Here is a 22,148-nt window from a genome sequence, read left to right as displayed (position 1 = left end):
TAATGCAGTTAAAGGAACCGTTAAATGGTTCAACGAATCTAAAGGTTTTGGTTTCATCGAGCAGGAAAGCGGTCCTGACGTATTCGCACACTTCTCTGCGATCGTTGGTAACGGTTTCAAAACCCTGCTGGAAGGCCAGAAGGTTGAGTTCAAAGTAACTCAAGGCCAGAAAGGCCCACAGGCTGAAGAAATCGTTGTACTGTAAGACTTTTTAGTCTGACGGTTTAACGGGCTCTAGCCTGGTCCAGAAGCTTACCTGTAAGGTTCTGGACATCAAAAAGCGAAGCTACGGCTTCGCTTTTTGCGTTTTTGTACGATGTTTTCAAAAGGTCAGTAAGGTATCGCAATGGGTATTTCAAAAGATAAGGTTGTTCAGTTTTATTACACACTGAAAGATGAAGCGGGCCAGACGCTGGAAAGCAATGTGGGGGCTGATCCGGTTGCTTATCTGCATGGCCACAAGAATATGATGCCGGGTGTTGAAAAAGCTCTTGAAGGCCGTGAAGCGGGAGAAGAGTTTACGGTTACACTGCCACCTGAAGAAACCTATGGTCTGCGTCGTGAAGACAGCGAACAGCGTGTGCCGACCAAACACCTGATGGGCGCTAAAAAATGGAAGCCGGGTATGATGGCGGTTGTTCAGACCGAGCAGGGGCAGCGTCAGGTAACCGTTGTTAAAGTCGGTAAATTTATGGTCACGGTTGATACCAATCATCCGATGGCTGGTAAAACCCTGACCTTTGATATGATCGTCGCTGATGTGCGTGATGCAACATCGGAAGAGATTGCTCATGGTCATGCCCACGGTATAGGCGGCCACCACCACTAAAGGGTTTTGAACCCGTTTTGAAAACGGGTTCAAAAATCAGCGGATTTATTTTTACTGCATCCGTTACAAAGCCGCTGACAGATTTTCGGGAACTCTGAATCAGGGTTCCCGCTGCTAGTCCCGGAAAACTCGCACTTTCACCTCTTGTTTAAAACGATCCATCTGAGCGGCCAGTTCAGGCAGTTGCCGACGAACGCCTTCAAAGTCTCCGGATTGACTCTGTTCTTCCATAATCGCGAGGTGTTTCTCCAGCGCTTTTGCGGAGCAATTGGCCATCAGTCCTTTTAGTTGATGCAACTTTGCTGCAAGGCTGCCGTCCGGTATCTCTTTAAGTTCAGATAATATTCTCTCAATATCATCGGTTGCTGCTTCTATTACCAGCTGCATAAGCTCAGGATCATTGCCAAGGCGCGCGGCAAATTCTTCAAAATCAAACACGGGCAGAGACGAAGGGGATTCTGTTGGCGCGTCAGTCGTTTCAGGCGGGCTTTCGGCGGGAGTGTCCCGTGCCAGAAAACGGCTAATAATGTTGTGAAGTTGTTCTGGATCGATAGGCTTGCTCAGAAATTCATCCATACCGGCATCAATACAGCGTTTACGGTCATCCTGCATCGCATTGGCGGTCAAGGCGACCACAGGAACCTGAGGGTTTGTTTTAAGCCCTACAGCCTGTCGTAACTCCTGAGTCGTTCTGAAGCCGTCCATCACCGGCATTTGGCAATCCATAAAGACGATATCAAAGTGCTCCCTCCGCATTTTGTGCAGGGCTTCGTAGCCATCACCGGCGACAACAACATCAAGCCCCAATTGGTTAAGCAGCCCTTGGGTAACGATCTGATTCGTTCTGTTGTCTTCTGCGACCAGGGCGTATCCGGAGAATTGTTTAGAGACGGTGTCGTTAATCGGCGCCGGTGAATGATCCGGTAACGGCGTGCCTTCCAGTAATCTCAGAAGTTCTTCAGGAAAAAGAGGGAGAGCAACGGCACCATAGAAAGAGGACAGATCCAGAGTTTTCTGATGTTTTCCGGGTTGGTGCATCAGAATCAGTTTGGGTGATTCTGATCCGGACCAATAGGCGCTTAGTTGCTTGCTTAAAGGGCCTGACGGGTTATGTTCTGCTTTCTCTTCTAGCAGGATATGGCTGTAAGCGGGTTTGTTTTCCAGATACCTGTAGGCTCTGCCGGGACTGGTGATATCCGCCTCCAGATGCCATTGACGGAATAGCTCCTGCAGAAAAATCTGCGTTGCCGGATGTGAATGAATAGCTAATACCCGCGCTTTGCCCGACAGATCAGGTTGTGCGTCATGCTTCAGACCGGCGCTTTCTAATGGAACCTCAAACCAGAACAGAGAGCCTTCGCCGTAACTGCTCTGAACCCCGATTTTACCTCCCATCAGCTCAACCAGTTGTTGGCAGATGTTCAGGCCCAAACCACTGCCACCGTAGAGATGAGTTGTGTCAGCACTGGCCTGCTGGAAACGACTGAACAGTCGGGTCATCTGCTCTTCGGTCATGCCTATGCCGCTGTCTCTGACTTCAAAACGCGCGCTTAATTGTTCATTCCGGTTTTCGTGGGCACTGCTTTGTGGATTCAGGTGCAAATCGATGGAAACAAAGCCTTCGTGGGTAAACTTGATCGCATTACTGATCAGGTTATTCAATATTTGCCGAAGCCGTAGACTGTCAGCCCGAACTCTGCCGGCAGGAATGTGGCGGGCAGGGCAGATCAGCTCGATCATTTTTTCGCTGGCTTTAATACCGTGGGTTGCCCCCACCTCGGCCAGTAAGGAAGCTAAATCAAACTCTTCGGGCTGCAGTTCCAGTTTACCGGCTTCAATCCGGGAAAGGTCGAGAATATCGTTCACCAGCTCTGTCAGTGCATTGGCGCTGCTAAGGGCCAGTGCAACCAGATGATTTTGCTCACGATTCAGCGCCATATTCTGCAGCAGGTGCAGCGTGCCGGAAATACCATGAATCGGAGTGCGGATCTCATGACTCATGTCGGAGAGAAAGTCGCTTTTGAACTGACTGATCTTATCCTGCTCCCGCAGTTTTTTTCGCAGTTCCAGTTGGGATACAACGGCACGAGCCAGAATACTCAGATTGTCCCGTTGTTCATCGGTCAGCTGCATCGGCTCCGGGGCAATCACGCACAGGGTGCCTATGGCGAAGCCTTCCGGTGTGACCAAAGGTGCTCCGGCATAAAAACGGATAAAAGGTGCTCCGGTTACCAACGGGTTATCCCAGAAACGTTCATCCTTGAGGGTATCGCAGACTTCCATCACTTCCGGGTTGTGAATGGCATGGGCACAGAAAGCGATATCTCTCTCTGTTTCGCAGGCATCCAGGCCTACTTTAGCTTTGAACCATTGGCGCTCGGGGTCGATCAGGCTGACCAGAGCGATAGGAGTCCGGCAAATTCGTGAGGCCAGAAGGGTGAGGTCATCAAAAGCTTTTTCCGCTTCGGTATCAAGCACCTGATAGGCTTCGAGAGCCTGAAGGCGTTCTTGCTCATTAGCCGGCAACTGAGGCGTGATCATATGAACAGGATCCCTGTAGCAGACCCCTGTCAGACAGGAGTCTGTCGTGAAGACTTGTAAACAAGGGCATAAAGGCATTGGCCCATGCTGTATCCGTAATAACAAACTATATCAGGAAATCAAAGACAGGATGCAGCCTGAATGCTGTAAGGGCTTTAAGATCCGGCTCTGGAGGGGAGTCGCCATTGGGAAGGAGAGCGGCCGGTCCAGCGTTTGAATGCCCTGCAAAACGCAGCGGTCTCGGAAAATCCGACTCGTTCACTGATATCACTGATGGAAAGGTGCTCAGATACCAGTAGTTTCATGGCAAAGTCCCGTCTTAACGCCTCTTTGAGCGTTCTGAGGGAGGTTCCTTCATCCGTCAACTTGCGTCTCAGAGTTCTGGGTGCCAGATGCAGTTCTTCGCTGATCGCTCCCAGTTCCGGCAGCTGATGAAAATCGTATTGCTGCAACAACATACGTACCCGGGTGCTGAGCCGATCATCCTGCCCCGGCCGGTGCAGAATCATAGCCGGTGACGCTTTGAGAAAACCTGCCAGTTCATCCGGTGTGCGTATGATCGGTAACTGCAGATAACGGGGATGCAGAAAGAAGCCACTGGCGTCTGTTTCATAGATGAGGTTGCCGGTGAACATGGCGCGATATTCTCGGGCATGGGCCGGAGGGCGGTAGCTGAAGCAGGTAGCGCTGAAAGGGATGTGCTGGCCCACTAACCAGCTTCCGAAGCGTTGCCACATAAGCAACAGGAACTCCTGCAGCAGGTGATCGGGATCTTTGTCCTGATCGTTCAGCTGCAGCCGGTAGAAAATCTGACTTTGCTGACTGTCGCTGAGGCTTTCATCGTTCAGTCCCGCATCAATATGGTGATAGACCCGGGTGTAAAACCGGGCACTTTGCCGAAGCATCCCGCCCAGTGTTTTTGCCTGTTGAGCCAGCTCTGCCATCAGTGCGAAAACACCATTTTTACAGACGCTGGGAGCCAGACCCATAAACTCGTCTTGTGTACTGCGCCATACCGCTTTAATCAGATCGCTTAGTTGTTGTTCCGTGATCAGATAATCCGGATTGTCGGCCTTGTCCGCAGGGATATCGGCGGCGTCTAAAAGTGATTGCTCATTCACTCCCTGGGCCAGGGCTCCTGAGATGCAGGCGCGGATATAGTGATTGGCGATATGTCGCTTTTGAATAGGATCCTGAGAAGCAATAACTGATGCAGGCATTTTGCAGTGTCCTGTGTTCGGAGCCGATAAGCAAAGTCTGCTCACCTCGTGTTGTTTTTGTTGTTATCAGACGGAACGCTAATCCTTCTAAACTAGGGCATTCCTCAGTGGGCGTCCAGACTGCAAACTGACTGTCCGGTGTTTGGCCTTTTAAGTCAATTAAATAGGCCGCAAACATCATTCTGTCGTTCCTTGTTCAGGGATTTAATGGCCTTAACAGTCAATCTGTAACCGACGGATTATGACTCTAACGTCAAAGACTCAGAATAAAAATAACGGAAACGACTATGAATACTTCAGTGACTCTCCCGACACGCACGCCCTATTCACAATCGATCTACGGTGACGATTCTCCGTTGTTTGCGGACATGGTTCAGCGCTTTCTGCAGCAGGAGGTTGAGCCTCATTTTGAACAATGGGAGGCGGATCATCAGGTGCCGCGCACGCTATGGAACACCTTTGGTGAGGCGGGGCTGCTGGGTGTCGATATGCCGGAGCAATATGGTGGCGCCGGTGCTGACTTTGCGATCAGTCAGCTGATCTGTGAAGAGATCTCCCGTTATGGCTATGGAGGCATCGGCAGTGGCTACAACATTCACGCCAATATCGTGATGCCTTACATCCTGCATATAGGCACCGAAGAACAGAAGCAGCACTGGCTGCCGAAAATGGCTTCGGGGGAGGTTGTTGGTGCCATCGCCATGACAGAACCCGGTGCCGGTAGTGATCTGGCGGCCCTGCGGACCCGCGCTGAGAAGGTGCCGGAAGGCTGGAAGATTAACGGTTCCAAGATCTTTATTACCAATGGTCTGCTGGCGGATATGGTGATCGTTTGTGCCAAAACCGATCCCAGGGCGGGAGCGAAAGGGGTTTCCCTGTTTCTGGTGGATGCGAATCTGCCGGGCTTTTCCAAAGGTAAAGGGATTCACAAGATCGGCCAGCACTCCAGTGATACCGCTGAACTCTTTTTTGAAGACCTGATTGTGCCGGAAGAGGCGTTGTTGGGCGAGCTGAACCAAGGCTTTGTTTATCTGATGCAGGAGCTGCCACGGGAGCGACTGGGGGTTGCGTCTCAGGCCTTGGGTGCGATGGAAGGGGCGCTGCAACTGACGCTGGACTACGTACAGGAGCGCAAAGCCTTTGGTCAGCGTATTGCTGATTTTCAGAACACACGCTTCAAACTGGCCGAAGTGAAAGCCCAGATCGAACTGGGGCGTGCCTACTTTAATCAGTGCATGCAGCGCTACAGCGAAGGAGCGATGACGGCGACCGATGCGGCGACCCTGAAGCTGATGCTGAGTGAGATGCAGTGCAAAACCATCGATGAGTGCCTGCAGTTGTTCGGCGGCTATGGTTACACCACGGAATATCCGATCTCCCGTTTCTATGTCGATGCCCGCATCCAGACCATCTACGCCGGTACCTCGGAAATTATGAAAGAGGTGATCGCCCGCTCTTTATTGGGGCGCTGATCTCGGCTGGGGCGCTGATTTCAGCAGTCCTGACAGTCCCAGCTTGCCGATTAAAACAACAATAACTGCGAAGGATTTAGCCATGTCTGCAACAGATTTAACCCCGTTTGATTTAACCAAGATTGTTATTTTGGAGGGTGCCCGAACGGCTATCGGTGCTTTTGGAGGTTCTCTGAGCCAGTTTACCCCGGCTGAACTGGGCACTTTTGCCGCTAAAGAGGCGATTAAACGCTCAGGTGTGCTTGCGGCCGAGATCGATCATTCGGTCTTTGGCCATATCATCACCACCTCGCCGCAGGATGTGTATCTCTCCCGTCATATCGGCCTCAATGCCGGTCTGCCGGTTGAGTCGGCAGCCCTGAATGTGAACCGCCTCTGTGGTTCTTCGGTGCAGTCCCTGATCTCTGCGGCCCAGATGATTGCCGCCGGTGACAGTCGTATCGCGCTGGCGGGTGGTGCTGAAAGCATGAGTCAGGGGGCGTATCTGCTGCCTAATATGCGTTTCGGTCAGCGTATGGGCGACGGCAAAACCCTGGATATGACGCTGGATATACTGAGTGACCCGTTTGATAGCGGTCATATGGGGATTACCGCTGAGAACATTGCCGGGCGCTACGGCTATAGTCGCGAACAGTTGGATCAATTCGCCCTGGCCAGCCATCAGAAAGCGGCAACAGCCATTAAAGAGGGGCTGTTTGAGTCGCAGATCGTGCCGGTTGAGATCCGTAAGAAGCGCGAGACACAGCTGTTTGCCACCGATGAGCATGTTCGTGCGGATATTACCGCTGAAGGGCTTGCCAGCGTGAAACCCGCCTTTAGAAAAGAAGGACTGGTGACAGCAGGGAACGCCTCCGGTATCAACGATGGTGCTGCTGCACTGGTGCTGACCTCTGAGACGGAAGCCCGTCGTCGTGGTTTGAAGCCTCGCGCCCGCTTTGTCAGCTATGCCTTTGCCGGTGTCGAGCCGGATGTGATGGGGCTGGGGCCAATTCCGGCAGTGAAAACCGCGCTGGAAAAGGCCGGTCTGACGGTTGCTGATCTGGATGTGATCGAATCCAACGAGGCCTTTGCCGCTCAGGCGATGGCCGTAACGGAATCCCTCGGTTTTGACCCTGCCAAAGTCAACCCCAATGGCGGGGCTGTGGCTCACGGCCATCCGGTGGGCGCAACCGGTTCTATCATCACGCTGAAAGCACTCTATGAGCTGGAGCGGATCGGTGGCCGTTACGGCCTGATCACCATGTGCATTGGTGGCGGACAGGGGATCGCCCTGATCGTTGAAAACCTGAAGGAGCGTAACTGATGGCGGAGCTGATGGTGGAACGTCAGATTCGACGGGTTGCGGTGATCGGTGCCGGAGTTATGGGGGCGGGTATTGCGGCGCAAGCGGCCAATGCCGGTGCTCAGGTGCTGCTGCTGGATCGTGCCTCTGAAGGCTCGAATCCTGTCGAGCGCAGCCGCATTGCAGCGGATGCCCTGACGCGGATGGTGAAAAGCGGCTCCCGTGGTGCCCTGATGTCCGCTGAAGTGGCGGAGCGGATCACTGTCGGTAATACCGAAGATCATCTTTCAGAGCTGGCGCAGCAGGATTGGATCGTAGAGGCGATTGTTGAGCGTCTGGATGTGAAGCAGGCGTTGTATCGACGAATCGATCAGGTGCGCGCTCAGCACTGCATGGTGTCATCCAACACGTCGACCCTGCCACTGCGGCATCTGTTGGAAGGGATGAGTGAGGGCTTTCGCCAGCACTTTGTGGTGACCCATTTCTTTAACCCACCACGCTATATGCGACTGGTGGAGTTTGTTTCCACTGACGAAACCTCACCGGAGGGACTGGCGGCGCTCGACGCTTTCAACGACAAAGCGATGGGTAAAACCGTGATCACCTGTGCCGATCAGCCGGGCTTTATCGCCAACCGGCTCGGGGTTTACTGGATGCAGGTTGCCCTTCAGGAAGCGATCGCGCTGGAAATAGATGTGCGTCAAGCCGACCAGACACTGCAGCTGTGCGGTTTCCCCAAGACCGGCGTCTTCGGGCTTTGGGATCTTTGCGGTATCGACCTGATGCCAGAAGTGACGGCAAGTCTCAGTCGTCTGCTGCCGGAAGAAGATGCTTTCCAGCGATACGCCCGGTCACCGGGGCTGATCAGCACCCTGATCGAAAAGGGCTGGCATGGCCGCAAGGGCAGAGTGCTGCAGGGCTTTTACCGTCAGACTCAGGATGAACAGGGAGTTAAGCAGCTTCATCAGCTGAATCTGAACAGCCTTGAATATCAGCCTCTGACAGATCTGCCGGACTGGCCGAGCCTGCAGCTGAAACGGGACGCTCTTTCGCAACTGGTTCAGCAGACCGATAAGGGCGGCGAATATGCCCGCCGTGTGTTGAGTCGTGTCGTCGCTTATGCCGCCTCTCTGTTACCGGATGTGGCGGAGGATATCGTTGCGATCGATACCGCTATGCGTCTCGGCTACAACTGGCGTTTTGGCCCCTTTGAGCTGAGAGATCAGATCGGCGCAGACGCCTTTGATGTTCTGCTTAGTGACGAGCAGCAGCGCGATCCTGAGGCGTTTGCCGGAACCGCGCTTTGGCAGCAGCAGGCCGCTAAAGGCCATAAGTCCGGTTACTGCCGGATTGACGGCGTCACTCATCAGCTGACCTTAACCGAGGGATATCAGCCTATCCACCACGCTGAAGGCATTGTTCATTGGTCAGATCTGACCTGGGGACAAGTGTTGAGTGAAGGGCAGTTCAGCCGACTCTGGCCGGTGGATGATGAACTGCTTTGCTTTGAACTCTCTGCCCGAATTAATGCGCTCAGCACCACACTGCTGGATGAGCTGGAAACCGCATTGGATTGTGCTGTTCGTGACAATAAGGCACTGCTGATCGCCAGTAGCGGCGCTGTGTTTGCTGCAGGAGCCGATCTGAAAGAGTTTATGCAGCTGAGAGAAGCGGGTGGTCTGGAGCGCTATATCCGCCGTGGTCAGCAGCTGTTTCAGCGTATCGAAGCATCGCCTGTGCCCGTCGTCGCTGCGGTCGCCGGAAAGGCTCTGGGTGGTGGAGTCGAGTTGCTGATGCATTGCCATCATGTGCAGTTGGTAGCGGAAGCTCAGCTGGGGCTGGTGGAAGCTCAGGTAGGCATCGTACCGGGCTGGGGCGGTTGCAAGAAACTGCTGGCGAATAGCACTCAGTTGTTGGGGGCGGATCAGGCGGTTGAACACTGCTTTAACACGCTGAAATCAGCCCGCGTCAGTCACTCTGCCCTGGAGGCTAAAGCGCTGGGTTTTGTCTCAGAGCATAGTGCCATCAGCATGAATCCGGATCGTCTGATGGGTGACGCTATTGCCGTTGCCCGATCACTTAAAGCGAAAGGTGAGGCGGCCACTGTTGACTATGAGTTACCGGTTTTGACGGCTTATCAGCCCGATTCAGCTTCGAGTCCGGAAGCTCCCTTTCAGATGCGCTTAGAACAGGAGTTGCTTACGTTGCTGAATCAGGCGAGTCGTGAAGGCTGGTATCAGGCATTTGATGAGCTAGAGCTGGCGACGGATCTCAGTCTGGCGCAGAACCCCGGCTGTCTGGCTCGTATGCAGCATCTTCTGGAAACCGGAAAGCCGCTGCAGAACTGAATGTCAGCGTTTGATCATCCATTTTGGCCGTTTCGATCAAAAAGAAAGACCGTTACGGCCATTGTTCAGGGTTGGCTGGCGTTATTAACTAGCCAACGCCTGTTCTGAAAAAACTCTTATAACGATTCTTTTAATACAAAAACAATAAGTAAGAAGAGAGGTGTCGCATGTCGACCATGGATATGGCTCAAATTATTGCCCGCGCTACCCGCAATACCATCGGTGATGGTCTGGAGCGTTCCGCCCGCCGAAACGCCGACAAGGTGGCGCTGCAGTATGCGGATCGCCAATGGCGCTTTTCAGAGTTTAATCTGGCGGTAAATCGGGTGGCGAATCATCTGATCGCCTCCGGTCTGGAGAAAGGTGACCGGGTTGCAGCCTATGGCAAGAACTCTGATGCTTACCTGCTGCTGTTTCTCGCCTGTGCTAAAGCGGGTCTGATTCATGTACCGGTGAACTTTGCACTGGTGCAGGAGGAACTCCTCTACGTGCTGAATCAGTCCGGTGCTAAGGCGCTGTTCTCTGATACCAGCCTGAAAGCCCATATCGATGAGGTTTATGATCAGGTTGATCTGTCACTTCATGGCAGCCTGCATGCCGCTGATCCTGCGACCGCATCGGATGAAAAGCTGGATATTCTGTCGGTTGCTCTGGATGCGTCTGCCAATGCGGCAGCGCCGGATCTTGAGCTGAGCGACAGTGATGTCGTACAGATTCTTTATACCTCCGGCACCACCTCCGATCCGAAAGGGGCGATGCACACTCACCGCTCGCTGATGTCAGAGTACGCCAGCTGTATTAACCATCTGGATATCACATCGGATGATCGTGGTCTGGCTGCACTGCCTCTGTATCACTCGGCACAGATGCATGTTTTCAGTATGCCGGCACTGCTGTCCGGTTCCTTCTCTTACCTGATCGATACGCCAACACCGGATCTGATTCTTAAACTGCTGAAAGACGAAAAACTCAACGCCTTCTTTGCGCCGCCTACGGTCTGGATCGCCCTGCTGCGTCATGCGGATTTTGTTGATGCCGAGCTGCAACATCTGCAGAAACTCTACTACGGCGCATCCATCATGCCGGAGCCCATTGTGCATGAGCTGGAGCGGCGCCTGCCGGAGTCCGGTCTTTATAACTGTTACGGCCAGAGTGAGATTGCGCCACTGGCTACAGTTCTGACACCTGCGGAACACAAGGCCCGCCCGAGTTCCTGTGGCCGCCCTGTGTCCTCTGTCTGCACCCGTATCGTTGATCCTGTGACCGGTGAGGATTGTGCGCCGGGCCAGCAGGGTGAGCTGGTGCATCAGTCACCCCATCTGATGGTGGGTTACTGGAATAAGCCGGAAGAAACGGCTGAGGCATTTAAAGATGGCTGGTTCCATTCCGGTGATCTGGGGATTCAGGATGAGGAAGGCTTTATCTATATCGTCGACCGCATCAAGGATGTGGTGAATACCGGAGGCGTACTGGTGGCCAGCCGTGATGTGGAGGAAGCGCTTTATACGCACCCTTCTATCGCTGAGGTAGCCGTGATCGGCGTACCGGATGAGAAGTGGATTGAAGCGATCGCCGCTGTTGTTGTGCTGAAACCTGAAAGTCCGGCAGATGAAGCGGGGCTGATCAGCCATGCCAAAGAGCATCTGGCGGCCTTTAAAGTACCGAAGCAGGTGCATTTTGTGGATCAGCTTCCCAAGAATACCGCCGGTAAACTGCTGAAACGCACCTTGCGTGATCAGTTTGCCCAGAGCGCTTAGAAGAGCATCTGACGTTTTGCCCTCCCTGTCCTGCAGGGAGGTTGTTACGCAACTTAGTCAAAGACAAAACAAAAACAACAAAGGAAGACCCTATGCGTTTAAAACTGAAACACCTGACCGCAAGCGTATTGTCGGCACTGGCGATCTCTGCCGGCGCTCAGGCAGCGGATATCTCAGACAATGAGATCCGTATCGGCTATATCGCCGATATGTCCGGTACCTATAGCCCGCTTGCGGGGCCGAACGGTCTGACAGCGGCCAAAATGGCCATTGCTGATTTTGGCGGCAAGGTGAAAGGTAAAAAGATTACGATTGTAGCGGCTGATGATCAGAACAAACCTGATATTGGCGCCAACAAGGTTCGTGAGTGGATCGATACCGATAATATCGATCTGGTGGCGGGCATGGTGTCCTCGGCGGTCACGATTGCGGTGAACAAGGTGGTGGAGTCGAAAGACAAACTCTCTATTGTTTCCGGCTCTGCGTCCTCCTCCATTACCAATCAATACTGTACGCCTAACTCGGTGCATTACGTTTATGACACCTACGCTCTGGCCCACGGCACCGGTGAAGCCGTGGTAAAAGAGGGGGGTGATAGCTGGTTCTTCCTGACCGCTGATTACGCCTTTGGCCATGCGATGGAAGGCGATGTTGCGGCTGTGGTTAAGGGTAGTGGCGGTAAGGTTGTTGGCGGTGTTCGTCACCCGTTAGCCACCAGCGATTTCTCCTCGTTTATTCTGCAGGCGCAGGCATCCGGTGCCAAAATTGTGGGTCTGGCGAATGCTGGCGCAGATACCATTAACGCCCTGAAAACCGCAAAAGAGTTTGGCGTTGTGGCGTCAGGTCAGAAGCTGGCGGGTTTGCTGGTTTTCCTGCATGACGTAAAAAGTCTGGGACTGGAAACCACCCAGGGACTTCAGCTGACAACCGGTTTCTATTGGGACAGAACCCCTGAAACCCGTGCCTGGTCAAAACGCTTCTATGAAGAGACCGGCACTATGCCAACCATGGTGCATGCGGGTATCTACTCATCGACCATGCATTACCTGAAAGCGGTTGAGAAAACCGGTACAGATGATGCACAAACGGTTATGGCTGAAATGAAAGCAACTCCGGTGAATGACTTCTTCGCCAGCAACGGGCGTATTCGGGATGATGGTCGTATGGTTCACGATATGTATCTGGCAGAGGTGAAGAAACCATTGGAATCGACCAGTGAGTGGGATCTGTTTAAGATTCTGCGCACCATTCCGGCAGATCAGGCGTTCCGTCCTCTGTCCGAATCCAAGTGCCGCCTGGTTGCCGGTCGCTGATGGCGAATCGCTAAAAGCATCAACTTGTAAAAAGCATTAACTCGTTAGTCCACCTCTTGTTATCCGGACAGGGATGTCCACCTTGATAAAGCCCGGCTGCTGATGATTAGTAGTCGGGCTTTTTTCGCTTTCGAACTTAGAAAGGAATATTTCTTGCTTAAAAAATAAAGGCCCCAAAAAGCGGCAAACCTTGTTGCCGCAAGCCGTTACTGAGTCTGATGTTTTATAAGGAAGTTACGATGCGAATAGAAAATATTCAGGATTTAGCACAGCGTCTAGAGCCAACCCAGCTAAAAAAATTGGATGAATTACCGGATAACACGTTCCGACAGATTGTAGAAAGCAATCTGAATTTTCTGCAGTCCCGCTATCAGAAGATCGAAAACTATCAGGGAAACCCCGTAAATGACACCTACGCTGAAGTTGTCGTGGGTGGAAAGGTCGTGGCGACGATTGATAACAACGGTTATCTTTCGACCAGCAATGGATTTGGCGCCCAGCACCAGCTGGCCGCGGCAGCAGGTCTTAACCCTTCGGGGGTAGCTAAGGGGCCTGAATTGGCTCAGGCCAGAGCTGAAATGATTGCTCAACTCAGTGGCGGATATATTCGTAAGCATGAAAATGCGATGGATCAGAAAACCTACGATAACAGCGTTAAGCCGTCTCTTTCGGTGAATACTGAATTGATGATGCAGGACCCCATGTTTCTCAGCATGATGAAGTTTGAGAAAGCCCGGGAAATTTTTGCCAGTCAACAGAAAGGCTGATTCAACGAGTGATCGGGTCAGGTACTGCTCTCGGCTCAGAGCAGCTGATGGGTGATTTTATTTGCCAATGATAGATCACTCAGATACTTGGCTAAGCGACTGACTTTGATCCATTTTCGGCTCCGCTGATCATCTTCCGGCCAGTGTTTCAGCTCTTTACGCACCTTGAGCGGATAAAGGGTTAGGTTGCGCTCTACCTTTCTGCTAACCGAGCAGGTACGGTGACTAAAACATTGCTTGCGGCTGGCGCGACCCAGTACCCCGGCTTCCTCATAGGCTTCCAGCTGAGCAACATCGCTGTTGCTCAGTTTTTTCTCTGGCTTACCCGTTGGGACGATCCAGTGACCACGTTTTCGGGATGTGATCAGGCAGATCTGAAGTCCCTTCTTTTTGTGGTAGCGAATCGGCAGTGCGGCAATTTTTGTACGTCCTTTTTTCTTAGCCATGGCTGGCCTCCCTGTTAATCCGCTCAGAGTTTCTTCAGCTTACGGGAGATCTCCTGCCAGAGCTCCTCGTATGCCTTGCCGCCAGCAGAACGGTGGGAAAAACAGCTGACAGGCGCCCTGTGTTCACCCATCTTTTCGATATCGGTTGAGAAGGGGATCTGGGTTTTGAGCAACCTTGGTGTTTCTTCCTGCATGCGTTCGATCGTGCTACGGTGCAGCTGCTTTTGGCGCTGCACCATAGAGAAGAAGGGGTACACCATCTTGGTGGATAGCTCATGCTTATTGAAGAACTCCTGCAGCTGATCGAACGTTCTTTCTGATAGCGTGGTGGGAATTACAGGCACCACGATCATGTTGGCCGCATGGAACACCGCTTCGCTCAGGTAGCTCAGTGTTGGTGGGCAGTCCAGAATGATCAGGTCGTACTCTTTTTTCAGCCCTTTCAGTACTCGCTTAAGGCGCAGCTCCCGTTTGCCTTTGTCACTGAGCATGGCGTCAAAATGGCGGAAGGTTTCATGGGCCGGGATGATATCCAGATTGTCAAAGTCCGAGGCTTTAATCTGTTTCAGAAGCTGTTCATAGGTTCTGAAGAAGCGCTTGCCCCAGTTTTTCTTGCTGGGACGAACCCGGAAATAAAACGAGGACGCGCCCTGAGAATCCAGATCGATCAGCAGGGTGCGGTAACCTGCCTGAGCCGCCAAATAGGCAAGGTTCACCGATGAGGCGGTTTTACCGACACCACCTTTAATGCTGTAACAGGCTAATGTTTTCATTCGGATAACCTCCCTGCTTTAATCTCTGCTGAAATGGGTTTGGGCATGAGTGATTCCACGCTTTGGCGTACCGGCTCACCGAGAAAGATCTGCAGCTGAGCCCGGATTTTTGATCGCTCATGTCGTTGACGATTGAAGAGAACGCCATTTAGGGCGTGTACCGCTGCCTCGGTATCAGAGGCCGTCTGATTACGCTGCAGATATTGCTCCAGTCGTTCCCGCTGTACAGAGAGATCGTTAAACTCACCGAGATTATCCTGAAGTTGTTTCAGGGCTTTCAATAAAGGCCGGATCTGTTTTTTGGGGAAGAGGTCTGCAAAAAATTCCAGCAGATAACGTAGTTTTTTGCAGCCCAGGCGAACCTCATGAACCTGTTCGTCAGAAGAGTCTTCTGTAATCTCCAGTGCATCCATCGAGATAGCGTTATAGCGGCTGATGATCTGTCGCGCAGCCACTTTTATTACCGGTTTGTGCCCTTTCTTAGTGGGGGATTTTGGGCAAAGAGCCAGATGGGACTCCAGCAGACTGATCTTACTGCGATATTCCGGACTTTTCAGTTCAGCCGCCAGTTTCTTCTGTTCCTGCTGGCGCTCTCGTGCAAGGTCTTTGAATAAGCGTTGCAGGCCCTGATGAAAGCTTTGAGGAATCAGTGCCAGATAGGATTCTTCCGATTTAAGGTAGACATCCATATCCCGCAGACGATTTGTTGGTCTTGCGAGATCGGCCAGTTGTTTTTTAAACCACTGGCTCTCTTCTTTACCGAGGCTTTTCTGCATCTGGCTAAAAAGGGCGCGCATCCGGCGAAGGGCGACACGGTACTGATGCAGGAACTTAATATCCCAGTCTCTGATAATGCCCTCTTCATTAACCCTGACGTTGTGCCAGAGTTTCTGTGCAATCAGAGCGACCGCATCGCAGGAATCCAGCCCTGGTGCCAGCTTGAACCTGGGACGGGCTGTATAGTCGCTGGGCTGAATCCCCAGAAGTCTGAGGCTATTGATAAAAATATGGTGTTCCAGTTCATTGGGTTCACCATTTAATACGATGTTAAGGCATTGCCGGTATTCTTTCTCGTAGCCTCGTAGTGCCTTGAGTTCCACCATGGTCCCGTAACCGGTAAGAATGATATTCAGATCACAAACTTTTTTCAGATCTTCATTACGAACCGCATATTGGCAGAACTCAACCTCTAATTCTGCCATAGGGAATAAACGTCGACCCTTAGTTACTTTTTGCAGAGATTCTCTCAGTTGGGCGTTGGAGAGATCCTTTGCGAAAACAGGTGTGTTCTCACGATCAAAAAAGGTGAGTACGGAGTTGTTTACTAATAAAACCAGTCCCTGATTGTTACTGGCCAGTAGCTGATTTTTCCGCCACAGGTGCCATTCAAAATCATCAAAAAAACTCAGGGTTTCATGTCGGATCTGCATCGGTTCCAGAGTGAATTTATGCCGGTACTGATCAAGAAGCCGTTCAGTAGATTCGCTGTCTTTTACCAGCCAGCGGGAGTGCGCAGTCATCTTGTGTTTACTTCCCTTCGATAAATGAAATTCGTCCGTCAAGGTAGGCCTGTATCAGGGACTCGATCAGATTCTGAACGCTGGTGTCTTCTTCAATCGCGCGTATTTTGAGTGCTTTCAGAGTATTGCTGTCGAGGCGAAGCGAGGTGTTTTTCTTTTTATGTTTATTTTCTGCAGGAAATTCCGTTTCATGCTTAACCATAAGGCATCCCTTTGAGGTCATGATGTAATGACGTCATTTAGTATTACGATTCTAAAGATGAATTACAAATGACAATATTGTGACAAGGGTTTTATCGATGCGTTCCTGTTGGTTTGCGGGTTATTCAAACGTCTCTTACGGCATAGTATTTTATTCCAACGCCTGAAACGGCTACTATGTGCTTTTAGGGGCTTTAAGCCAAATCCATAAACAAGGACACTTCTATGGTTAAGTTTTTTCAGCTAATTCGTGTCGGTTTTTTTGTCGTACTGACAACCCTCTCTGCATCTGTATTTGCTGGTGTGGCTGAGGATGTTAAAGCCGTAGTTGAAGAGAATATGACAGCAACACAAAATGAAGATATGGATCGCATGATGAATACCATTCATCAGCAGTCTCCAAGTTATCAGGCAACTCGTCAGCAGGTTGCACCGTTGTTTCAGCAGTACGATCTGACTTACGAGCTGAACGATTATGAGTTTGTGGGTATGACCGGAGAGTTTGCTGTTGTTAAGGTGCGCCAGACTACCCGTAAGGTGGGTGGTACAGCAGCTTTTAATAACAATGAGCTGGAACTGTTGCAGGCGTTTAAGAAAGAAGGTGGGCAGTGGAAGTTCTGGTCCCAGTCTATTCTGAATATGCGCTTTTTTAAGTGATGAGCTGATTCATGGTTGTTACCGTGTGAATTTTATTGCTGAGAGCAGCTTCCTTCGGGAAGCTGTTTTTGTTTCTGATGGCCGGAATAAACTTAGAGCGTCATCAGAGACCCACTTTTTTAGGGTGTATCGCAGGGTTCGGTCTGGCTCTCAGTGTTTTCGGCATCCATTTTTGCTCGTTCAGCTTTGGATATATAGCGGGGTTTATTACAGCCACCACTCTCAAACGCTTTTTTGCTTTGAGCGCGCTTGGCTTTTTTAGTCAGTATCTGGTTGAGCTTCTTTTTACGGTTCATAGGCGTTCCGGTTGGTGTGCGGTTGTCTGCAGTATAGGGCAGACAAAATAAAACCCCGGTGGCGATGCACCGGGGTTTTGGGGAAATAGCTCAGAAAGGCAGGCATAGCCTGCCAGTCAGAATTACTTCTTAGCGTTACGCTCTTTAACTTCAGCAATAACCTTCTCAGCAACAGTTGCTGGGCAAGGCATGTAGTGGCTGAACTCCATAGAGAACTGACCACGGCCTGAAGTGATAGTACGCAGGTGACCAATGTAGCCGAACATTTCGGACAGAGGCACGTCAGCTTTGATGCGAACGCCCATTGCGCCAGCTTCCTGGTCTTTGATCATGCCGCGACGACGGTTCAGGTCACCAATTACGTCACCTACGTTGTCGTCTGGAGTGAACACGTCAACCTTCATGATAGGCTCGATCAGCTGAGGAGAAGCCTTAGGGATAGACTGACGGAATGCACCTTTAGCAGCAATTTCAAACGCTACCGCAGAGGAGTCAACTGCGTGGAAGCCACCATCATACAGTTCAACTTCAACGTCCAGTACCGGGAATCCTGCCAGAACACCCTGATCCATCATGCCCGCGAAACCCTTCTCAATCGCTGGGAAGAATTCTTTAGGAACGTTACCACCAACAACAGTAGAGGTGAACTTGAAGCCGGAACCAACTTCACCTGGCTTGATGCGGTAATCGATCTTACCGAACTGACCGGAACCACCAGACTGCTTCTTGTGAGTGTAGCTGTCTTCGACCTCTTGAGTGATCGTCTCACGGTAAGCAACCTGAGGAGCACCAACTTCCAGCTCGATACCGAAAGTACGCTTCAGGATGTCTACTTTAATATCCAGGTGCAGTTCGCCCATACCTTTCAGGATGGTCTCACCGGAATCTTCGTCAGTTTCAACCTGGAAGGATGGATCTTCTGCAACCATTTTACCCAGTGCAACACCCAGTTTCTCAGAAGAACCTTTGTCCTTAGGAGCAACAGCGATGGAGATAACCGGATCAGGGAAGATCATAGCTTCCAGAGTACATTCGTGCTTAGGGTCACACAGAGTGTGACCAGTCTGAACATTCTTCATACCAACAACGGCGATGATGTCACCAGCCTGTGCGGAGTCTAGTTCAGTACGGTCATCAGCGTGCATCTCAACCATGCGGCCGATACGCTCAGTTTTACCGGTTGCAGAGTTCAGAATGGTGTCACCCTTCTTCATCTTACCGGAGTAAATACGGATAAAGGTCAGAGCACCGAAACGGTCGTCCATAATCTTGAACGCTAGAGCGCGGAGAGGTTCATCAACAGATACTGTAGCAACTTCACCAGTTGGCTCGCCAGTGTCTTTGTCAGTCAGAGGCTGAGGGTCAACTTCAGTTGGAGATGGCAGGTAATCTACAACTGCGTCAAGTACCAGCTGCATACCTTTGTTCTTGAACGCAGAACCACAGAAGGTAGGGAAGAATGCCAGGTCACGAGTACCTTTACGGATGCAACGTTTGATATCGGCTTCAGAAGGCATTTCACCTTCCATGTAAGCTTCCATCAGGTCGTCGTCCTGCTCTACAGCAGTTTCGATAAGCAGTTCATGATACTCTTCCACTTTGTCAACCATGTCTGCAGGAACATCCTGCACTTCATAGTTTTCTGGTAGGCCAGAGTCATCCCAAACATATGCTTTTTTGGTCAGTACGTCGACAACACCAACAAAGTCATCTTCAATGCCGATTGGCAGAGTCATAACAAGAGGTGTTGCGCCCAGAACTTTTTTAACCTGATCAGTTACGCGATAGAAGTCTGCACCCATACGGTCCAGCTTGTTTACGAAGATCAGACGAGCAACTTCAGATTCGTTTGCATAGCGCCAGTTGGTTTCGGACTGAGGCTCAACACCACCGGAACCACAGAATACACCGATACCACCATCCAGTACTTTCAGAGAGCGGTATACTTCAACGGTGAAGTCAACGTGCCCAGGAGTATCAATAACGTTGAAGCGGTGGTCTTTCCAGAAGCAACTTACAGCTGCAGACTGAATGGTAATACCACGCTCAGCTTCCTGCTCCATAAAGTCAGTGGTGGACTCACCGTCGTGAGTTTCGCCCAACTTGTGGATTTTACCGGTCAGCTTAAGGATACGTTCAGTTGTAGTGGTCTTACCCGCGTCAACGTGGGCAAAAATACCAATGTTACGATAGTGATCTAAGTTTGACATGTTTCTACGCTATACAGACAGGGTTAATTTGCGCGTCAGCACACTAACAAAGGCACTTAAGACTTTCCGAAAGAGTTACTGCGCGTTCAATCAGATTTGATTTGCGCGCAAGTATAGCAAAAGTGCTTCAAGAAAATAGACCACAGACCTAAAAAAACGCCCTTTTTGTTGGAATTTTTGCGGTTTGACATTCTGTCTGTCATTTGAGTGATAGCCCGCTAACGCCTTGATGCGTAATGAGTTGCCCTAAAGTGATCCTCTTTAGTTGAATCCAGCCTTATATAACTGGAATTTATCTGTTAGACGGATAGAATCTCGTTCATTTATTTTCGGGAGCGATATTAAGGTGTGATTAATGCCTTAATATCTATCGGCTAAGAGGTCGCAGTGCAGAATCCTTCTCAGGCAATACTTGATGATCATCGCTCGGGCCTAGTGCTGGGTGCCGGATTAATTCTGATATCGGAACTTTTTCTGGTGCTGTCAGGGATGGTGGTAAAGCATATCGCTGATGATGTTCCCGTGCAGATGATCGTATTTTTCCGCAATGCCCTTGGGTTGCTGATTTTGATGCCCTGGCTGATGCGCAATGGTTTGCAGGCGATCAAAACCAGTCGTCTGCGCTTGCATCTGATGCGTGCCGCTGTCGGTGTAACAGCGATGACCTGCCTGTTTTATTCCTGGGGGTATCTGCCGTTGGCTCAGGCTGCTCTGTTAAAACAGACAGCCCCCTTCTTTATCCCGGTTATCGCGTTTATCTGGTTGGGTGAGCGTATTCCTGCCATTGTAAAGCTGGCGATTCTGATCGGTTTTGCGGGGACATTTCTGGTTCTTAATCCTCAGGATGGCAAGCTTAATGTGGCGGTGCTGATCGCTTTGGGCGGTGCCTGTCTTGGCGCGTTAGCTAAAGTGACTATTCGTAAGATGAGAACGACGGAGTCGGCTCAGCGCATTGTTTTCTATTTTGCCTTCTTTAGTGCGAATTTTTCATTCATTCCTGCACTTCTGGTCTGGCAGGCGATCAGCTGGCAGACCCTTGTCTGGTTATTTGCTGTAGCGGGTGCTTCTACGTTGGCCCAGCTTTTTCTCAGTAAAGCCTATGGATTGGCACCGGCTGGACAGTTAGGGCCATTTACATACGGCTCAGTGGCTTTTGCAGCTCTGATGGGGTGGTGGCTTTGGGGAGAGGTGTTGTCTTTGAATACCTGGATGGGCATCGCGCTAATTACCGGTGGAGGCGTTCTGGCGATGATGGGTAAAGAGTTAGTCAAATCAACTAGATAAGAATGAAAAACTTTCAATAACGTCTAAATTTAGCCGGTAGTCTGGCTGTTTGATGGGGTTGAGTTGCTATTTCCGGCTCTGCTGGTATAAAAGGCCGCTTTTCGATCAGAAGGGCTGGCCTTTTTTAATGTGTCAGTCATAAAAATTAGTGCAATTTGACTGAGGTTTGTTTTGGAAAAGCAATTAAGACCATTTGATGTTCTTGGTTTAGGTTTTATGACTTTTGCCTTTTTTCTGGGGGCGGGGAATATCATCTTTCCAACGATGGCGGGTATGCAGGCGGGAGAGGAAGTTGTTCCAACCATGCTGGGTTTTCTGCTAACGGCGGTTGGTTTGCCGCTTCTGGGGCTGTTTGCCGTGGCTAAAGCCGGTGGCGGTATCTCTCAGATGACGAAGATGCTGCATCCCGGGATCGGTATTTTCATCTCTGTGGCTATTTTCATCATTATTGGGCCTCTGATCGCGGCACCACGCACGGCTCTGGTTGCATTTGAGTTGGGAATCAAGCCCTTTGGTGAGTCACCTCTGATCAGTCAGTTTGGCTACTCGTTGGTGTTCTTTACCGTGGCGACACTACTGGCTCTCTTTCCTGGTAAGTTGATGGACTCTATCGGTAAGGTGCTGACTCCTTTGTTGATTGTTTTGCTGATTGCTCTTTCCGTTGCCGTTCTGACGGCATCGGGTAGTCAGGTCCAGCCAACGGACGCTGCTTATCTGGATGCTCCTTTTGCCAAAGGCATTCTGGATGGCTATAGCACTATGGATGCTTTGGCCTCCATTATGTTTGGTATGTTGATTGTGGATCTGCTGAACAAGAAAGGTGTGACGGACTCTGACAGGCAGTATCGTTATCTGGTAATTGCTGCTCTTATTGCAGCTGCAGGCCTGGCATTTGTGTATGTTTCGCTGTTCTTCCTGGGAGCCGGTTTCGGTGTGGAAGGGGCAAGCTCTGGTGGTGAGATTCTGACCGCCTTTGTTGCGCATCAGTTTGGCACTTTGGGGCTGGTTGTGTTGTCTGGCGTCATCACTTTGGCTTGTCTGACAACCGCAGTGGGCCTGTTAAGTGCCTGTTCAGATTACTTCTCTCAACTGACCCCGATTCCTTATGCAGGATATGTGGTGATCAATGCTGTCTTTTGTATCATGATGGCCAACCTGGAACTGGGTGTGCTGATTGAGTTGAGTATTCCAGTACTGGTATCGGTTTATCCGATTGCCGTTGCTCTGATGCT

General features: G+C 51.0%; 19 protein-coding genes. 11 read left to right on the top strand and 8 right to left on the bottom strand.

What is annotated here, in order from left to right:
* Together AC4GL5_RS16470 and AC4GL5_RS16465 are read left to right on the top strand one after the other, a co-directional pair.
* On the top strand, positions 1-205 hold a 205-nt coding region (locus AC4GL5_RS16470), incomplete at its 5' end, for a cold-shock protein (RefSeq protein ID WP_490383893.1).
* Positions 206-346: 141 nt separating this feature from the next.
* The gene (locus tag AC4GL5_RS16465) at positions 347-829 is read left to right on the top strand and encodes an FKBP-type peptidyl-prolyl cis-trans isomerase (RefSeq protein ID WP_490383892.1); all 483 of its coding nucleotides are present in this window, start codon (positions 347-349) and stop codon (positions 827-829) included.
* 114 nt (positions 830-943) lie between these two features.
* Here the strand turns inward: AC4GL5_RS16465 and AC4GL5_RS16460 are convergent, their stop codons facing one another.
* On the bottom strand, positions 944-3,370 hold the full coding sequence (locus tag AC4GL5_RS16460) for a response regulator (RefSeq protein WP_490383891.1): 2,427 nt from the start codon (positions 3,368-3,370) through the stop codon (positions 944-946).
* Between the two features lie 155 nt (positions 3,371-3,525).
* Positions 3,526-4,590: an AraC family transcriptional regulator gene (locus AC4GL5_RS16455; protein ID WP_490383890.1), complete on the bottom strand. Its 1,065-nt coding sequence runs from the start codon at positions 4,588-4,590 to the stop codon at positions 3,526-3,528.
* A gap of 368 nt (positions 4,591-4,958) precedes the next feature.
* Here AC4GL5_RS16455 and AC4GL5_RS16450 point away from each other — a divergent pair, with 368 nt between their 5' ends.
* From AC4GL5_RS16450 to AC4GL5_RS16425, 6 genes are all read left to right on the top strand, one after another.
* Positions 4,959-6,062: an acyl-CoA dehydrogenase family protein gene (locus AC4GL5_RS16450; protein WP_490383894.1), complete on the top strand. Its 1,104-nt coding sequence runs from the start codon at positions 4,959-4,961 to the stop codon at positions 6,060-6,062.
* A gap of 82 nt (positions 6,063-6,144) precedes the next feature.
* Positions 6,145-7,365, top strand: coding sequence for a beta-ketothiolase BktB (bktB, locus tag AC4GL5_RS16445; protein WP_490383889.1), 1,221 nt, complete (start codon positions 6,145-6,147; stop codon positions 7,363-7,365).
* Positions 7,365-9,692 (top strand): 3-hydroxyacyl-CoA dehydrogenase/enoyl-CoA hydratase family protein, encoded by a 2,328-nt coding sequence (locus AC4GL5_RS16440; protein WP_490383888.1) that lies wholly within the window; start codon positions 7,365-7,367, stop codon positions 9,690-9,692. Before bktB ends, AC4GL5_RS16440 begins: the two co-directional genes overlap by 1 nt.
* Positions 9,693-9,859: 167 nt before the next feature.
* A complete protein-coding gene (locus AC4GL5_RS16435; RefSeq protein ID WP_490383887.1) occupies positions 9,860-11,449 on the top strand; it encodes a fatty acyl-CoA synthetase in 1,590 nt (529 codons plus the stop codon).
* Between the two features lie 92 nt (positions 11,450-11,541).
* A complete protein-coding gene (locus AC4GL5_RS16430) occupies positions 11,542-12,762 on the top strand; it encodes an ABC transporter substrate-binding protein (RefSeq protein ID WP_490383886.1) in 1,221 nt (406 codons plus the stop codon).
* Positions 12,763-13,001: 239 nt separating this feature from the next.
* Positions 13,002-13,529 carry a hypothetical protein gene (locus AC4GL5_RS16425; protein ID WP_490383885.1) on the top strand — a complete coding sequence of 176 codons (528 nt, stop codon included), beginning with the start codon at positions 13,002-13,004 and terminating at the stop codon, positions 13,527-13,529.
* A gap of 35 nt (positions 13,530-13,564) precedes the next feature.
* Here AC4GL5_RS16425 and AC4GL5_RS16420 read toward each other — a convergent pair whose 3' ends face one another.
* The 4 genes from AC4GL5_RS16420 to AC4GL5_RS16405 are packed head-to-tail and all read right to left on the bottom strand — an operon-like array spanning position 13,565 to position 16,470.
* Positions 13,565-13,975, bottom strand: a complete 411-nt coding sequence (locus AC4GL5_RS16420; protein WP_490383884.1) for an NUDIX hydrolase — start codon at positions 13,973-13,975, stop codon at positions 13,565-13,567.
* Between the two features lie 23 nt (positions 13,976-13,998).
* On the bottom strand, positions 13,999-14,748 hold the full coding sequence (locus AC4GL5_RS16415; protein ID WP_490383883.1) for a ParA family protein: 750 nt from the start codon (positions 14,746-14,748) through the stop codon (positions 13,999-14,001).
* Positions 14,745-16,268, bottom strand: a complete 1,524-nt coding sequence (locus AC4GL5_RS16410) for a CHAD domain-containing protein (protein ID WP_490383882.1) — start codon at positions 16,266-16,268, stop codon at positions 14,745-14,747. The genes AC4GL5_RS16415 and AC4GL5_RS16410 overlap by 4 nt, the downstream gene beginning before the upstream one ends.
* A 7-nt stretch (positions 16,269-16,275) precedes the next feature.
* Positions 16,276-16,470 (bottom strand): hypothetical protein, encoded by a 195-nt coding sequence (locus tag AC4GL5_RS16405; RefSeq protein ID WP_490383881.1) that lies wholly within the window; start codon positions 16,468-16,470, stop codon positions 16,276-16,278.
* 224 nt (positions 16,471-16,694) lie between these two features.
* On the opposite strand from AC4GL5_RS16405, the gene AC4GL5_RS16400 reads away from it, so the two are divergent.
* Complete coding sequence (locus AC4GL5_RS16400) at positions 16,695-17,126, top strand: hypothetical protein (RefSeq protein ID WP_490383880.1); 432 nt, start codon at positions 16,695-16,697, stop codon at positions 17,124-17,126.
* 119 nt (positions 17,127-17,245) lie between these two features.
* Here AC4GL5_RS16400 and AC4GL5_RS16395 read toward each other — a convergent pair whose 3' ends face one another.
* Entirely contained in the window at positions 17,246-17,422 is a 177-nt protein-coding gene (locus AC4GL5_RS16395) for a DUF2986 domain-containing protein (protein WP_490383879.1), read from the bottom strand.
* A gap of 122 nt (positions 17,423-17,544) precedes the next feature.
* Complete coding sequence (fusA, locus tag AC4GL5_RS16390) at positions 17,545-19,632, bottom strand: elongation factor G (protein ID WP_490383878.1); 2,088 nt, start codon at positions 19,630-19,632, stop codon at positions 17,545-17,547.
* A gap of 387 nt (positions 19,633-20,019) precedes the next feature.
* On the opposite strand from fusA, the gene AC4GL5_RS16385 reads away from it, so the two are divergent.
* On the top strand, positions 20,020-20,916 hold the full coding sequence (locus tag AC4GL5_RS16385; RefSeq protein ID WP_490383877.1) for a DMT family transporter: 897 nt from the start codon (positions 20,020-20,022) through the stop codon (positions 20,914-20,916).
* Between the two features lie 216 nt (positions 20,917-21,132).
* The coding region (gene brnQ, locus AC4GL5_RS16380) for a branched-chain amino acid transport system II carrier protein (RefSeq protein WP_490383876.1) at positions 21,133-22,148 on the top strand (1,016 nt) is incomplete at its 3' end.

It is taken from the genome of Oceanospirillum sp. (genome assembly GCF_982874595.1).
This window is presented reverse-complemented; position numbering and strand designations above follow the sequence as displayed.

What these genes read in the sequence shown, in the direction of transcription:
- AC4GL5_RS16450 (WP_490383894.1), top strand. Translation starts at nt 4,959, where the DNA reads ATGGTTCAGCGCTTTCTGCAGCAGGAGGTTGAGCCTCATTTTGAACAA.
- AC4GL5_RS16405 (WP_490383881.1), bottom strand. Translation starts at nt 16,470, where the DNA reads ATGGTTAAGCATGAAACGGAATTTCCTGCAGAAAATAAACATAAAAAG.
- AC4GL5_RS16395 (WP_490383879.1), bottom strand. Translation starts at nt 17,422, where the DNA reads ATGAACCGTAAAAAGAAGCTCAACCAGATACTGACTAAAAAAGCCAAG.
- AC4GL5_RS16435 (WP_490383887.1), top strand. Translation starts at nt 9,860, where the DNA reads ATGTCGACCATGGATATGGCTCAAATTATTGCCCGCGCTACCCGCAAT.
- AC4GL5_RS16430 (WP_490383886.1), top strand. Translation starts at nt 11,542, where the DNA reads ATGCGTTTAAAACTGAAACACCTGACCGCAAGCGTATTGTCGGCACTG.
- AC4GL5_RS16465 (WP_490383892.1), top strand. Translation starts at nt 347, where the DNA reads ATGGGTATTTCAAAAGATAAGGTTGTTCAGTTTTATTACACACTGAAA.
- AC4GL5_RS16425 (WP_490383885.1), top strand. Translation starts at nt 13,002, where the DNA reads ATGCGAATAGAAAATATTCAGGATTTAGCACAGCGTCTAGAGCCAACC.
- fusA (WP_490383878.1), bottom strand. Translation starts at nt 19,632, where the DNA reads ATGTCAAACTTAGATCACTATCGTAACATTGGTATTTTTGCCCACGTT.
- AC4GL5_RS16460 (WP_490383891.1), bottom strand. Translation starts at nt 3,370, where the DNA reads ATGATCACGCCTCAGTTGCCGGCTAATGAGCAAGAACGCCTTCAGGCT.
- AC4GL5_RS16415 (WP_490383883.1), bottom strand. Translation starts at nt 14,748, where the DNA reads ATGAAAACATTAGCCTGTTACAGCATTAAAGGTGGTGTCGGTAAAACC.
- bktB (WP_490383889.1), top strand. Translation starts at nt 6,145, where the DNA reads ATGTCTGCAACAGATTTAACCCCGTTTGATTTAACCAAGATTGTTATT.
- AC4GL5_RS16455 (WP_490383890.1), bottom strand. Translation starts at nt 4,590, where the DNA reads ATGCCTGCATCAGTTATTGCTTCTCAGGATCCTATTCAAAAGCGACAT.
- AC4GL5_RS16410 (WP_490383882.1), bottom strand. Translation starts at nt 16,268, where the DNA reads ATGACTGCGCACTCCCGCTGGCTGGTAAAAGACAGCGAATCTACTGAA.
- AC4GL5_RS16420 (WP_490383884.1), bottom strand. Translation starts at nt 13,975, where the DNA reads ATGGCTAAGAAAAAAGGACGTACAAAAATTGCCGCACTGCCGATTCGC.
- AC4GL5_RS16440 (WP_490383888.1), top strand. Translation starts at nt 7,365, where the DNA reads ATGGCGGAGCTGATGGTGGAACGTCAGATTCGACGGGTTGCGGTGATC.
- AC4GL5_RS16400 (WP_490383880.1), top strand. Translation starts at nt 16,695, where the DNA reads ATGGTTAAGTTTTTTCAGCTAATTCGTGTCGGTTTTTTTGTCGTACTG.